Source organism: Pseudomonas sp. TH10, from assembly GCF_016651255.1.
Taxonomy (GTDB): domain Bacteria; phylum Pseudomonadota; class Gammaproteobacteria; order Pseudomonadales; family Pseudomonadaceae; genus Aquipseudomonas.
This window is the reverse complement of sequence record NZ_JAEKEG010000123.1, coordinates 1-13,972: the sequence shown is the minus strand read 5'-3', so window position 1 is coordinate 13,972 and position 13,972 is coordinate 1. Positions and strand designations below refer to the sequence as shown.

Genomic DNA, 13,972 nt, shown 5'->3' with positions numbered 1-13,972 from the left:
GTCGAAGTGCTCGAGGTGTTTTTTAACCTGAATCGCGAGCTGGCGACCAAGGTCATGCTGGCCGTCCACACAGAAGGACGGGCAGTATGTGGAGTGTTTACCCGCGACATCGCCGAGACAAAGGCAATGCAGGTCAACCAGTACGCCAGGGAAAGCCAGCATCCGCTACTCTGTGAAATCGAGAAGGACGGTTAATCGCCGACCACTTGGGTATGAGGTGAAGCTATGTTAAACCGCGAGCTCGAAGTCACCCTCAATCTTGCCTTCAAGGAGGCTCGTTCGAAGCGTCATGAATTCATGACCGTCGAACACCTTCTGCTGGCCCTATTGGACAATGAGGCTGCCGCCACCGTTTTGCGTGCCTGCGGCGCAAACCTCGACAAACTCAAGCATGACCTGCAGGAGTTCATCGACTCCACCACGCCATTGATCCCCGTTCATGACGAAGATCGCGAAACCCAGCCAACTCTGGGCTTCCAGCGTGTACTGCAACGTGCTGTGTTCCACGTACAGAGCTCGGGCAAACGCGAAGTAACCGGCGCCAACGTGCTGGTTGCAATCTTCAGTGAGCAAGAGAGTCAGGCGGTGTTTCTGCTGAAACAGCAGAGCGTCGCGCGCATCGATGTCGTCAATTACATCGCCCACGGCATTTCCAAAGTGCCGGGGCATGGCGATCACTCTGAAGGTGAACAAGATATGCAGGACGACGAGGGCGGTGAGTCTTCTTCTTCAGGCAATCCTCTGGATGCTTATGCCAGCAACCTCAACGAACTCGCGCGCCAGGGTCGTATCGATCCGCTGGTCGGTCGCGAAATGGAAGTCGAGCGTGTCGCGCAGATTCTGGCGCGTCGTCGCAAGAACAATCCGCTGCTGGTAGGCGAGGCTGGCGTGGGTAAAACCGCGATTGCCGAAGGTCTGGCCAAGCGCATTGTCGACAACCAGGTACCTGACCTGCTGGCCGGCAGCGTTGTTTATTCCCTTGATCTGGGTGCTCTGCTCGCGGGCACCAAGTATCGCGGTGATTTCGAGAAGCGCTTCAAGGCGCTGCTCAATGAACTGAAAAAACGTCCGCAAGCGATCCTGTTCATCGACGAAATTCACACCATTATTGGTGCGGGTGCTGCGTCCGGTGGTGTCATGGATGCTTCGAACCTGCTCAAGCCGCTGCTGTCGTCTGGCGACATTCGCTGCATCGGCTCGACCACGTTCCAGGAATTCCGCGGCATCTTCGAGAAGGATCGTGCGCTCGCACGGCGCTTCCAGAAGGTCGATGTCGTCGAGCCGTCGGTGGAAGACACCATTGGTATCCTGCGCGGTCTGAAAGGGCGTTTCGAAGCGCACCACAGTATCGAGTACAGCGATGAGGCCCTGCGTGCGGCTGCCGAACTGGCCTCGCGTTACATCAATGACCGGCATATGCCGGACAAGGCCATCGACGTGATCGACGAGGCGGGTGCCTACCAGCGTCTGCAACCGGTCGAGAAGCGTGCCAAACGCATCGAAGTGCCGCACGTCGAAGACATCGTGGCGAAGATTGCGCGTATTCCTCCGAAGCACGTGACCAGCTCCGACAAGGAGTTGCTGCGTAACCTTGAGCGTGACCTCAAGCTGACGGTGTTTGGTCAGGACGCGGCGATCGATTCGCTGTCGACCGCGATCAAGCTGTCCCGTGCGGGCCTCAAGTCGCCTGACAAGCCTGTGGGTTCGTTCCTGTTCGCAGGGCCGACCGGTGTGGGTAAAACCGAGGCGGCGCGGCAATTGGCCAAGGCGTTGGGCATCGAACTGGTGCGTTTCGACATGTCCGAGTACATGGAGCGTCACACCGTATCGCGTCTGATCGGTGCGCCTCCTGGCTATGTCGGCTTCGATCAGGGTGGTTTGTTGACCGAAGCGATCACCAAGCAGCCGCACTGCGTACTGCTCCTCGATGAAATCGAGAAGGCGCACCCGGAAGTCTTCAACCTGCTGTTGCAGGTGATGGACCACGGTACGCTGACCGATAACAACGGGCGCAAGGCGGACTTCCGCAATGTGATCGTGATCATGACGACCAACGCCGGTGCCGAAACGGCCGCCCGTGCTTCGATCGGTTTCACCCATCAGGACCACTCGTCTGATGCGATGGAAGTGATCAAGAAGAGCTTCACGCCGGAATTCCGTAACCGTCTGGACACCATTATCCAGTTTGGTCGCCTCAGTCATGAGGTCATCAAAAGTGTGGTGGACAAGTTTCTTACCGAGCTTCAGGCGCAATTGGAAGACAAGCGTGTGTTGCTGGAAGTGACCGATGCTGCGCGCAGTTGGCTGGCGGCGGGTGGTTATGATTCGGCGATGGGCGCACGTCCGATGGCGCGTCTGATTCAGGACAAGATCAAGCGTCCGTTGGCGGAGGAGATTCTGTTTGGCGAGTTGGCCGAGCATGGCGGCGTGGTTCACATCGACATCAAGGATGGCGAGATGACCTTCGACTTCGAGACTACCGCTGAAATGGCCTGACGTTAACCGCAACAAAGCAAAAGGCGCCGAAAGGCGCCTTTTTGCTGTCTGCCATTTGTACCCCGTCCCCCTGTGGGAGCGAGCTTGCTCGCGATGGCGTCAGCACATTCAACATTGATGCAAGCTGACCCACCGCCATCGCGAGCAAGCTCGCTCCCACAGGGGATCTGTGCAGGCTCCAAAAAATTTGGTCGTCGAATTGCAGACATACAAAAACGCCCGGCATAAACCGGGCGTCTTGTATTGACTTGATTAACGAGCGCGGTAAGTAATGCGCCCTTTGCTCAAGTCATAGGGCGTCAGCTCGACGCGCACTTTGTCACCGGTAAGAATACGAATGTAGTTCTTGCGCATCTTGCCGGAAATATGCGCGGTTACGACGTGCCCATTTTCCAACTCCACACGAAACATGGTGTTGGGCAGGGTGTCGACGACAGTGCCTTCCATTTCGAAGCTGTCTTCTTTCGACATGCAGTAAAGCCCTCGGTATCCAATGAATGGCCCGGTGCAACTGCGCCAGGCAAAAGCGGCGTGCATTGTGCCCGAAAAATGGGGTTTACGCCAAGGGGTTTACGGCTTGTGTTCAGTTGAGGATGACCCAGCGCTGATTAATCAGCAATTCGATAGGGCGATATTGGGTTTTGTAGTTCATCTTTTTGCAGTTCTTGATCCAGTACCCCAAGTAAACCGCCTCAAGCCCCAGGCGCTGGCTTTCGCCTATCTGCCAAAGGATCGCGTAACGCCCCAGGCTACGGCGCTCTTCATCAGGTTCGTAGAACGTGTACACCGCTGACAAACCGTTAGGGAGCAAATCGGTCACCGCCACCGCCAGCAACCGTCCGTCGAGTCGAAACTCGTAAAACCGCGAGAAGGGCAGGTCGCGCACCAGAAAAGTCGAGAATTGATCACGGCTCGGCGGGTACATATCGCCATCAGCGTGGCGCTGTTCTATGTAGCGCTGGTACAAATCGAAATATTCTTCGCTGAATTTGGGTTTGGCCGGGCGCACCTGTAAATCGGCATTGCGCTTGAAAATACGCTTCTGCTGACGATTGGGGGTGAACTGCGCCACCGGAATGCGCGCGGGCACGCACGCATTGCAGTTCTGGCAATGAGGTCGATACAGATGATCGCCGCTGCGACGAAAGCCCATTTCCGACAGGTCTGCGTAGACATGCACATCCATGGGCTGACTCGGATCGAGAAACAGGGTCGTGGCCTGCTCCTCCGGCAGATAGCTGCAAGAGTGAGGCTGAGTGGCATAGAACTTCAAACGCGCCAACTCGGTCATGATCAACCCTCGGGATAAGCTGGTGAATTAAGTGTAAGCCACGCGCGCAAAAGTCGCTCAGCAAACCCAAGTGGCGTGATTGGGTTGATCGAGGTGCCGGGCCAGATAGTCCGCGAATGCGTGGCGGGGTATCGCCCGGGCACCGAGACTGTGCAGATGATCGGTCGGCATCTGGCAGTCGATCAACACAAAGCCCGAGTCTTTCAAGTGGCGCACCAGTGTGGCAAAGCCAAATTTGGAGGCATTATCGGCGCGACTGAACATGGATTCACCAAAAAACAGCTGGCCCATCGCCAGTCCATAGAGGCCGCCCACCAGCTCGCCCTGGTCCCACACCTCCACCGAGTGGGCGAAGCCACGCTTGTGCAGTTCAAGGTAGGCGTCCTGCATCGCTTCGGTGATCCAGGTGCCGTCGGCGTAGTCCCGTGGTGCGGCGCAGGCGCGGATCACCGCGTCAAAGTCCTGATCGAAGGTGACCTGGTAACGTTCTTGGCGCAGTAATTTGCCGAGGCTGCGCGAGACATGCAGTTCGTCGGGAAACAGCACGGTGCGCGGATCCGGCGACCACCAGAGAATTGGCTGGCCTTCAGAGAACCATGGGAAACAGCCATGGCGATAAGCCTGGATCAATCGATCGGCGGACAGATCGCCACCCGCAGCGAGTAATCCGTTGGGCTCGCGCATGGCCTTTTCCAGTGGCGGAAACGTCAGGGAATTACGTTGTAACCAAGTCAGCATGGCATCCAGGCTTGCAGAAGGGGAGGGCGGTACGGGCCGTTTGGCCCGCGCTAAAGTGTGCCGTTAAACGCTGGAAATGTCGTCGATGTATTTTTCTGCTGTTGTGCCGTCGTGTAACCGCTCCTGCAACAGAGGCGCGGCGCTGCAACTTGGCGTTGTGAATGTGGTCGTAGATGAATCCCTCATAAGCCTTTGTCACGAAAGACAATGCATGCTCAAATTGGACCGCAGGTCGCACGCCCTTGGCTATGCTTGAAACTGAAGTTGCCAGCATGGCATCGGCCGCACAAACCCGTACAATGCCGGGCTGTTACAGAATATTCGCCGCGCGCCGTGTTTATAAAAGCTGCAGCGCAGTGTTAAAAGTAGTCTCAGTTGTGCCCGTCAACTTTTTACCTGCCTGGATTGGGCAGTTTTTTATCGTCATTCAATAGATGGACGCGCCTCGGGCGCAGGAAAAGTAGCGTTTTGAAGAAATCCACCGCAGCACCCAAAACAGTCGTTCCGCTCTGGCGCCAACAGTTGCACTACCGGCTCAAGGAAGGTGCATTGATCGCCATTGGCGCCTTGTGCCTGTTCCTGATGATGGCCTTGCTGACCTATGGCAAGGACGATCCGGGCTGGAGCCACAACAGCAAGATCGACGACGTGCAGAACTTCGGCGGCCCGGCGGGCTCCTACAGCGCCGATATTCTGTTCATGGTGCTGGGTTATTTCGCTTACATCTTCCCGTTGCTGCTGGCGATCAAGGCCTATCAGATCTTCCGTCAGCGCCATGAGCCGTGGCAGTGGAGCGGCTGGCTGTTCTCCTGGCGTCTGATCGGTCTGGTGTTTCTGGTGCTGTCCGGTGCCGCGCTGGCGCACATTCATTTTCATGCCGCGACCGGTTTGCCGGCCGGTGCCGGTGGCGCACTGGGCGAAAGCCTTGGCGACCTGGCGAAGAATGCGCTGAACATTCAGGGCAGCACGCTGCTGTTCATTGCCCTGTTTCTGTTCGGCCTGACCGTGTTCACCGACCTGTCGTGGTTCAAGGTGATGGACGTCACGGGCAAGATCACCCTCGACCTGTTCGAGCTGTTCCAGGGCGCCGCCAATCGCTGGTGGGCCGCTCGGGTGGAGCGCAAGCAACTGGTCGCGCAATTGCGTGAAGTCGATGACCGCGTGCACGACGTGGTGGCGCCTACCGTTACCGACAAGCGCGAGCAGGCCAAGGTCAAGGAACGCCTGATCGAGCGCGAGCAGGCGCTTGAGCAAACACATGTCGGACCGCGAGAAGCAGGTACCGCCGGTAATCGCCCCTGCGCCACCGAAGCCGGCTGCACCCAGCAAGCGAGTGGAAAAAGAAAAGCAGGCGCCGTTGTTCGTCGACAGCGCGGTGGAAGGTACTTTGCCGCCCATCTCGATCCTCGACCCGGCGGAAAAGAAACAGCTCAATTATTCGCCCGAGTCCCTGGCTGCGGTTGGCCACCTGCTGGAAATCAAGCTCAAGGAATTCGGCGTTGAAGTGTCGGTGGATTCGATCCATCCGGGCCCGGTGATTACCCGTTACGAAATCCAGCCGGCGGCCGGCGTCAAAGTCAGCCGTATCGCTAACCTGGCGAAAGACCTTGCTCGTTCCCTGGCGGTGACCAGCGTGCGGGTGGTTGAAGTGATTCCGGGCAAGACCACGGTCGGTATCGAGATTCCGAACGAGGACCGCCAGATCGTGCGCTTCTCCGAAGTGCTCTCGACCCCGGAATACGACAACTTCAAATCGCCGGTTACCTTGGCCTTGGGGCACGATATCGGTGGCAAGCCGGTCATCACCGACCTGGCGAAGATGCCGCACTTGCTGGTGGCCGGTACCACCGGTTCCGGTAAATCGGTGGGCGTGAACGCGATGATCCTGTCGATCCTGTTCAAGTCTGGGCCGGAAGACGCCAAGCTGATCATGATCGACCCGAAAATGTTGGAATTGTCGATCTACGAAGGCATTCCGCACTTGCTCTGCCCGGTCGTGACCGACATGAAGGACGCCGCCAATGCCCTGCGCTGGAGCGTTGCCGAGATGGAACGCCGCTATAAGCTGATGGCGAAAATGGGCGTGCGTAACCTGTCCGGCTTCAACGCCAAGGTCAAGGAAGCCCAGGACGCCGGCGAACCGTTGACTGATCCGTTGTACAAGCGCGAAAGCATCCACGACGAAGCGCCGCTGCTGACCAAGCTGCCGACCATTGTCGTGGTCGTCGACGAATTCGCCGACATGATGATGATCGTCGGCAAGAAGGTCGAAGAACTGATCGCCCGTATCGCTCAGAAGGCGCGTGCCGCCGGTATTCACTTGATCCTTGCGACCCAGCGGCCGTCGGTTGACGTGATCACCGGTCTGATCAAGGCCAACATTCCGACGCGCATGGCGTTCCAGGTGTCGAGCAAGATCGACTCCCGTACGATCATCGATCAGGGCGGTGCCGAACAACTGCTCGGCCACGGTGACATGCTCTACATGCCGCCAGGCACCAGCCTGCCGATCCGCGTTCACGGTGCGTTCGTGTCCGATGAAGAAGTTCACCGTGTGGTCGAGGCGTGGAAACTGCGCGGCGCACCGGAATACAACGACGACATCCTCAACGGTGTCGAAGAGGCGGGCAGCGGTTTTGAAGGCAGCAGCGGTGGCGGCGATGGCGATGATCCTGAAACCGACGCGCTGTACGACGAAGCCGTGCAGTTCGTGCTGGAAAGCCGTCGAGCCTCGATTTCCGCTGTGCAGCGCAAGCTGAAGATCGGTTACAACCGCGCGGCACGGATGATCGAAGCCATGGAAATGGCTGGGGTCGTCACATCAATGAACACCAACGGTTCGCGTGAAGTCCTGGCTCCGGGCCCGGTACGCGACTGATTGCAAAAGCAAGAGGCGGGACAATGATGTGCCGCCGCTCTCCCAACGAGTATTCAAGAGGACTCCCATGCGTCTTATCCGCATGCTGCTGCCAGTATTGGCTTTGACCACACTCACGGCCCACGCCGATGACAAGGACGTGGCTCGTCTGACCCAACTGCTGGAAACATCCAAGACCCTGAGCGCGAACTTTTCGCAGCTGACCCTCGATGGCAGCGGCACTCAGTTGCAGGAAACTACCGGCGACATGACCCTGCAGCGTCCGGGCCTGTTCTACTGGCACACCAATGCGCCGGCCGAGCAGACCATGGTTTCCGACGGCAAGAAGGTCACCCTGTGGGATCCGGATCTGGAACAGGCGACCATCAAGAAGCTCGACGAGCGTCTGACCCAGACCCCGGCGCTGCTGCTGTCCGGTGACGTGTCGAAGATCAGCCAGAGCTTCGACATCAGCGCGAAAGAGGCGGGCGGCGTGATCGACTTCACCCTCAAGCCGAAGACCAAGGACACCCTGTTCGACAACCTGCGCCTGTCGTTCCGCAACGGTTTGCTCAATGACATGCAACTGATCGACAGCGTCGGCCAGCGCACCAATATCCTGTTCACCGGGGTGAAAGCCAACGAGCCGATCCCGGCGTCCAGGTTCAAGTTCGACATCCCCAAGGGCGCGGACGTCATCCAAGAGTAAGACGCAGTACCTGTGGGAGCGGGCTTGCCCGCGATGGCGTCGGGTCAGAAAACCATGATCTTGAATGTAATGTCGTCATCGCGGGCAAGCCCGCTCCCACAGGGACCGCAGCGTTCAAATAATTGAGTGATCGGCATCAGGACCCAGTGAGGTTTCATAAGCAGTGATGGACCTGTTTCGCAGTGCACCGATTGCCCAGCCACTGGCCGCGCGTTTGCGCGCGACCAATCTGGATGAGTACGTCGGTCAGGAGCACTTACTCGCTCGCGGCAAGCCTCTGCGTGAGGCGCTGGAGCAGGGTGCCCTGCATTCGATGATCTTCTGGGGCCCGCCGGGCGTGGGTAAAACCACGTTGGCACGGTTGCTCGCGGAAGTCTCGGACGCGCACTTCGAAACAGTCTCGGCAGTGCTCGCCGGGGTCAAGGAGATCCGTCAGGCCGTTGAAATCGCCAAGCAGCAGGCCGGCCAGTACGGCAAGCGCACGATTCTGTTCGTCGATGAAGTACACCGTTTCAACAAATCCCAGCAGGACGCGTTCCTGCCGTACGTTGAAGACGGCACGCTGATCTTCATCGGCGCTACCACCGAAAACCCTTCGTTTGAACTCAACAACGCCTTGTTGTCGCGTGCCCGCGTCTACGTGCTGAAAAGCCTCGACGAGGCGGCGCTGCGCAAACTGGTGCACCGCGCCCTTACCGAAGAGCGCGGCCTGGGCAAGCGTAACCTGACGCTCAACGACGAAGGTTTCCAGATGCTGCTGTCGGCCGCCGATGGCGATGGCCGCCGTCTGCTCAATCTGCTGGAAAACGCCTCTGATCTGGCCGAAGACAACAGCGAGATCGGTACCGAGCTCCTGCAAAGTCTGCTCGGCGATACGCGTCGGCGTTTCGACAAGGGCGGCGAAGCGTTCTACGACCAGATCTCGGCGCTGCACAAGTCGGTGCGCGGCTCCAACCCCGACGGCGCTTTGTACTGGTTTGCGCGGATGATCGACGGCGGTTGCGATCCGCTGTACCTGGCGCGGCGCGTGGTGCGCATGGCCAGCGAAGACATCGGCAACGCCGATCCCCGCGCGCTGAACCTTTGCCTCGCCGCATGGGAAGTGCAAGAGCGTCTCGGCAGCCCGGAAGGCGAGTTGGCCGTAGCTCAAGCCATCACCTATCTGGCCTGCGCGCCAAAAAGCAACGCGGTGTACATGGGGTTCAAAACCGCCCTGCGCGCTGCCGCCGAACACGGTTCGCTGGAAGTGCCGCTGCACTTGCGCAATGCGCCTACCAAACTGATGAAGCAATTGGGCTACGGCGACGAATACCGCTACGCCCATGATGAACCGGACGCTTACGCCGCTGGTGAAGACTATTTTCCGGAAGAACTCGAGCCGATCCCGTTCTACCAACCAGTGCCGCGCGGCCTCGAATTGAAGATCGGCGAGAAGCTCAACCACCTCGCGCAACTTGACCGTCTGAGCCCCAGGCAGCGGAGAAAATAGTGATTCCACTGGTTATCGCCGTTTCGATCGGCGGCGTCGCCGGCACGCTGTTACGCTTCGCCACCGGCAATTGGGTCAACGCAAATTGGCCGCGGCACTTCTATACCGCGACGCTGGCCGTTAATATCGTGGGCTGTCTGCTGATTGGCGTGTTGTACGGCCTGTTTTTGATACGCCCGGAAGTGCCGATCGAGGTGCGCGCCGGGTTGATGGTCGGCTTCCTCGGGGGGCTGACGACTTTTTCATCCTTTTCACTGGATACGGTGCGCCTGCTGGAAAGCGGGCAGGTGCCGCTAGCCCTGGGCTATGCGGCACTCAGCGTATTCGGCGGGCTGCTCGCGACGTGGGCTGGCCTGTCTTTGACCAAACTTTGATAACGAGAAACCGACATGCTCGATTCCAAACTGTTACGTAGCAACCTCCAGGACGTAGCGGACCGCCTGGCTTCCCGTGGCTTTGCCCTGGATACCGCGCGCATCGAAGCGCTGGAAGAACAGCGCAAGACCGTCCAGACCCGCACCGAAGCACTGCAGGCTGAGCGTAACGCGCGTTCCAAATCCATCGGTCAGGCCAAGCAGCGCGGCGAAGACATCGCGCCGTTGATGGCGGACGTCGAGCGTATGGCGGGCGAATTGAGTGCCGGTAAAGTCGAGCTGGACGCGATCCAGACCGAACTGGACTCGATCCTGCTGGGCATCCCCAACCTGCCGCATGAATCCGTTCCGGTCGGCAAAGACGAAGACGACAACGTCGAGGTGCGCCGCTGGGGCACCCCGACGGCGTTCGATTTCGAAGTGAAAGACCACGTTGCCCTGGGCGAGAAGTTCGGCTGGCTGGACTTTGAAACCGCCGCCAAGCTGTCCGGCGCACGTTTCGCGCTGTTGCGTGGCCCGATCGCGCGTCTGCACCGCGCACTGGCGCAGTTCATGATCAACCTGCACGTCAACGAGCACGGCTACGAAGAGGCTTACACGCCTTATCTGGTTCAGGCTCCAGCCCTGCAAGGCACCGGTCAACTGCCGAAGTTCGAAGAAGACCTGTTCAAGATCGCCCGCGAAGGCGAAGCCGATCTGTACCTGATCCCGACCGCCGAAGTGTCGCTGACCAACATCGTTGCTGGCGAAATCGTTGACTCGAAACTGTTGCCGATCAAGTTCGTCGCCCATACCCCGTGCTTCCGCAGCGAAGCCGGCGCGTCGGGCCGCGACACTCGCGGCATGATTCGTCAGCACCAGTTCGACAAGGTTGAAATGGTCCAGATCGTAGAGCCATCGACCTCGATGGAAGCGCTGGAAGGCCTGACCGCCAACGCCGAAAAAGTCCTGCAACTGCTGGGTCTGCCTTATCGCACCCTGGCGCTGTGCACCGGCGACATGGGCTTCAGCGCGGTCAAGACGTACGACCTCGAAGTGTGGATCCCGAGCCAGGACAAGTACCGCGAAATCTCCTCGTGCTCCAACTGCGGTGACTTCCAGGCCCGTCGTATGCAAGCACGTTTCCGTAACCCGGAAACCGGCAAGCCTGAACTGGTACACACCCTCAACGGTTCCGGTCTGGCGGTGGGTCGTACCCTCGTTGCGGTGCTGGAAAACTACCAGCAGGCTGACGGCTCGATCCGTGTGCCGGACGTACTGAAGCCGTACATGTGTGGCCTTGAGGTCATCGGCTAAATGAAATATCTGCCGCTGTTTCACAACCTGCGCGGCAGTCGTGTGTTGGTCGTCGGTGGAGGGGAAATTGCCTTGCGCAAATCCCGCCTGCTGGCCGATGCCGGTGCGCTGCTGCGGGTGGTCGCACCTGAAATCGAAGCGCAACTGCGTGAACTGGTCGTCGCCTCTGGCGGCGAATGCCTGTTGCGCGGTTACGTCGAGTCGGATTTGCACGGTTGCGGGCTGATCATTGCCGCCACCGACGACGAACCGTTGAACGCACAAGTCTCCGCCGATGCCCATCGGCGCTGTGTGCCGGTCAACGTGGTGGATGCACCGGCGCTGTGCAGCGTGATCTTCCCGGCGATCGTCGACCGTTCGCCGTTGATCATCGCGGTCTCCAGCGGCGGCGATGCCCCAGTGCTGGCGCGGTTGATTCGCGCCAAGATTGAAACCTGGATTCCGTCAACTTACGGCCAATTGGCCGGACTCGCCGCACGTTTTCGTAACCAGGTGAAAAGCCTGTTTCCGGATGTGCAGCAACGTCGTGGGTTCTGGGAAGACGTGTTTCAAGGCCCGATTGCCGATCGGCAACTGGCCGGGCAGGGCGCCGAAGCCGAACGTCTGCTGCAGGCTAAAATCGACGGTGAAGCCACGGTGGCGACCGGCGAGGTGTATCTGGTGGGCGCAGGCCCGGGTGATCCGGACCTGCTGACGTTTCGTGCACTGCGCCTGATGCAGCAAGCCGACGTGGTGCTGTATGACCGCCTGGTGGCGCCGGCGATTCTCGACTTGTGCCGTCGCGATGCCGAGCGGATCTATGTTGGCAAGCGTCGGGCCGATCATGCGGTGCCTCAGGATCAGATCAACCAGCAGTTGGTAGATCTGGCCAAGGCCGGCAAGCGCGTGGTGCGCTTGAAGGGCGGTGATCCGTTCATCTTCGGCCGCGGCGGCGAAGAGATCGAGGAATTGGCAGCTCACGGCATTCCCTTCCAGGTGGTACCGGGCATTACAGCGGCCAGTGGTTGCGCGGCGTATGCCGGGATTCCGCTGACCCATCGTGATTACGCGCAGTCAGTTCGCTTCGTTACCGGGCACCTCAAGGATGGCTCCACCGACCTGCCGTGGGCCGACCTTGTCGCGCCGGCGCAGACGCTGGTGTTCTATATGGGCCTGGTCGGGTTGCCGGTGATTTGTGAGGAGTTGATCAAGCACGGGCGCTCGGCAGATACCCCGGCAGCGCTGATTCAGCAGGGCACCACGGTCAATCAGCGGGTCTTCACCGGCACGCTGGCCGATTTGCCGCGACTGGTGGCGGAGCATGAAGTGCATGCGCCAACGCTGGTGATCGTCGGTGAAGTGGTGCAACTGCGCGAAAAGCTGGCTTGGTTCGAAGGCGCTCAGGCGCAGGTCTGAATCTGCAATTGCGCAGTCTGGGTGAAAGATCGCAGTCTTCGGCAGCGCCTACAGGATTATGCGATCCCCTGTAGGCGCTGCCGAAGGCTGCGATCTTTGATCTTAATGCTGCTGCCAGACCCCTTTCCCACTCAACCGCGCTCGATCATGCCCGCCAGTAAAATCCTGCTCGGGCCCCTTCGGCACGATCCCCGTCGGGTTGATGGTCTTGTGACTGCCGTAGTAATGATTTTTGATGTGCTGGAAATCCACCGTCTCGCCAATCCCCGGCCACTGATACAACTCACGCAACCAGTTCGACAGATTCGGGTAATCGGCAATCCGCCGCAGGTTGCACTTGAAGTGCCCGTGATACACCGCATCAAAACGGATGATCGTGGTGAAGAGGCGAATGTCCGCTTCAGTCAGGTATTCCCCGGTCAGATAGCGGTTGGCGCCTAATACGCGCTCAAGATGATCGAGTTCGGCAAACACCTCATCAAACGCTTCTTCATAAGCCTGTTGCGACGTGGCAAACCCGGCGCGATACACGCCGTTGTTCACCGCCGGATAAATCCGCTCATTCAGCGCATCGATTTCCCCGCGCAACGGCGCCGGGTAGAAGTCCAGCTCGTTGCCAGTCAAACCATCAAACGCGCTGTTGAACATGCGGATGATTTCCGCTGATTCGTTGCTGACAATGCGTTTGAGCTTCTTGTCCCACAACACTGGCACCGTCACGCGACCGGTGTAATCGGCAGTGTCGGCGGTGTAACGCTGGTGCATGAAGTCAAAGCCATCGAGCTTGTCGCCGGTCGAGCCGTGAGCCTTGTCGAAGGTCCAGCCGTTTTCCAGCATCAGCCAGCTGACCACCGAAACGTCGATCAGGCTTTCCAGCTCTTTGAGCTTGCGTAGGATCAACGTGCGATGGGCCCAGGGACAGGCAAGCGAAACGTACAGATGATAGCGCCCGGCTTCGGCGGCAAAACCGCCTTCGCCACTTGGGCCTGGTTGGCCGTCAGCGGTAACCCAGTTGCGCCGTTTTGCCTGTTCGCGCTGAAACGCGCCGTCCTTGCTGCTTTCGTACCACTTGTCCTGCCAGTGGCCATCAACGAGTAAACCCATGATCAAGACTCCACAATCCAATAAACGTTGGAGCCGAGTCTATGCCCATGAGTTCGAACGAAAAGCGCAAAGATCGGGCGCCTATGATCGATTAAATCGATTTATCCCGTGCGGCCCAGTATTGTTCGGCGGTTTCGAAAGCCTGTTCACGGGATTGACCGAGGCCGCGCAAGGCCAGGGCCATGGTCGAAATCAGGGCCATTTGCGGATAACTGTCGATCAC

General features: G+C 59.0%; 11 protein-coding genes and 1 pseudogene. 8 read left to right on the top strand and 4 right to left on the bottom strand.

Annotated features, from left to right (window positions below; all coding sequences use genetic code 11):
- A partial coding sequence (locus JFT80_RS18515) for an ATP-dependent Clp protease adaptor ClpS (protein ID WP_201148848.1) occupies positions 1-195 on the top strand: 195 nt, incomplete at its 5' end.
- A 30-nt stretch (positions 196-225) separates the two neighbouring features.
- Complete coding sequence (clpA, locus tag JFT80_RS18510; RefSeq protein ID WP_201148847.1) at positions 226-2,496, top strand: ATP-dependent Clp protease ATP-binding subunit ClpA; 2,271 nt, start codon at positions 226-228, stop codon at positions 2,494-2,496.
- Positions 2,497-2,748: 252 nt separating this feature from the next.
- Here clpA and infA read toward each other — a convergent pair whose 3' ends face one another.
- The 3 genes from infA to aat all read right to left on the bottom strand — a co-directional run bounded on the left by infA (position 2,749) and on the right by aat (position 4,525).
- Positions 2,749-2,967, bottom strand: a complete 219-nt coding sequence (gene infA, locus JFT80_RS18505) for a translation initiation factor IF-1 (protein WP_002553999.1) — start codon at positions 2,965-2,967, stop codon at positions 2,749-2,751.
- Between the two features lie 112 nt (positions 2,968-3,079).
- The gene (locus tag JFT80_RS18500; protein WP_201148846.1) at positions 3,080-3,787 is read right to left on the bottom strand and encodes an arginyltransferase; all 708 of its coding nucleotides are present in this window, start codon (positions 3,785-3,787) and stop codon (positions 3,080-3,082) included.
- A 57-nt stretch (positions 3,788-3,844) separates the two neighbouring features.
- On the bottom strand, positions 3,845-4,525 hold the full coding sequence (gene aat / locus JFT80_RS18495; protein WP_201148845.1) for a leucyl/phenylalanyl-tRNA--protein transferase: 681 nt from the start codon (positions 4,523-4,525) through the stop codon (positions 3,845-3,847).
- A gap of 468 nt (positions 4,526-4,993) precedes the next feature.
- Here aat and JFT80_RS18490 point away from each other — a divergent pair.
- From JFT80_RS18490 to cysG, 6 genes and pseudogenes are all read left to right on the top strand, one after another.
- Positions 4,994-7,403, top strand: a pseudogene (locus tag JFT80_RS18490) (DNA translocase FtsK).
- A gap of 67 nt (positions 7,404-7,470) precedes the next feature.
- Positions 7,471-8,091, top strand: a complete 621-nt coding sequence (gene lolA, locus JFT80_RS18485; RefSeq protein ID WP_201148844.1) for an outer membrane lipoprotein chaperone LolA — start codon at positions 7,471-7,473, stop codon at positions 8,089-8,091.
- Positions 8,092-8,257: 166 nt separating this feature from the next.
- Complete coding sequence (locus tag JFT80_RS18480) at positions 8,258-9,580, top strand: replication-associated recombination protein A (RefSeq protein WP_201148843.1); 1,323 nt, start codon at positions 8,258-8,260, stop codon at positions 9,578-9,580.
- Positions 9,580-9,954: a fluoride efflux transporter CrcB gene (gene crcB, locus JFT80_RS18475; RefSeq protein WP_201148842.1), complete on the top strand. Its 375-nt coding sequence runs from the start codon at positions 9,580-9,582 to the stop codon at positions 9,952-9,954. Before JFT80_RS18480 ends, crcB begins: the two co-directional genes overlap by 1 nt.
- Positions 9,955-9,969: 15 nt before the next feature.
- Positions 9,970-11,250 (top strand): serine--tRNA ligase, encoded by a 1,281-nt coding sequence (serS, locus tag JFT80_RS18470; protein ID WP_201148841.1) that lies wholly within the window; start codon positions 9,970-9,972, stop codon positions 11,248-11,250.
- Positions 11,251-12,645: a siroheme synthase CysG gene (cysG, locus tag JFT80_RS18465; protein ID WP_201148840.1), complete on the top strand. Its 1,395-nt coding sequence runs from the start codon at positions 11,251-11,253 to the stop codon at positions 12,643-12,645. It begins immediately after the preceding gene.
- Positions 12,646-12,747: 102 nt separating this feature from the next.
- On the opposite strand, the gene JFT80_RS18460 is transcribed toward cysG, so the two are convergent.
- Positions 12,748-13,749 (bottom strand): glutathione S-transferase family protein, encoded by a 1,002-nt coding sequence (locus JFT80_RS18460; protein ID WP_201148839.1) that lies wholly within the window; start codon positions 13,747-13,749, stop codon positions 12,748-12,750.
- Between the last annotated feature and the right edge of the window lie 223 nt (positions 13,750-13,972).

Excerpts from the sequence above, each read along its gene's own strand:
- clpA (WP_201148847.1), top strand. The coding sequence starts at position 226 with ATGTTAAACCGCGAGCTCGAAGTCACCCTCAATCTTGCCTTCAAGGAG.
- infA (WP_002553999.1), bottom strand. The coding sequence starts at position 2,967 with ATGTCGAAAGAAGACAGCTTCGAAATGGAAGGCACTGTCGTCGACACC.
- JFT80_RS18500 (WP_201148846.1), bottom strand. The coding sequence starts at position 3,787 with ATGACCGAGTTGGCGCGTTTGAAGTTCTATGCCACTCAGCCTCACTCT.
- aat (WP_201148845.1), bottom strand. The coding sequence starts at position 4,525 with ATGCTGACTTGGTTACAACGTAATTCCCTGACGTTTCCGCCACTGGAA.
- lolA (WP_201148844.1), top strand. The coding sequence starts at position 7,471 with ATGCGTCTTATCCGCATGCTGCTGCCAGTATTGGCTTTGACCACACTC.
- JFT80_RS18480 (WP_201148843.1), top strand. The coding sequence starts at position 8,258 with ATGGACCTGTTTCGCAGTGCACCGATTGCCCAGCCACTGGCCGCGCGT.
- serS (WP_201148841.1), top strand. The coding sequence starts at position 9,970 with ATGCTCGATTCCAAACTGTTACGTAGCAACCTCCAGGACGTAGCGGAC.
- cysG (WP_201148840.1), top strand. The coding sequence starts at position 11,251 with ATGAAATATCTGCCGCTGTTTCACAACCTGCGCGGCAGTCGTGTGTTG.
- JFT80_RS18460 (WP_201148839.1), bottom strand. The coding sequence starts at position 13,749 with ATGGGTTTACTCGTTGATGGCCACTGGCAGGACAAGTGGTACGAAAGC.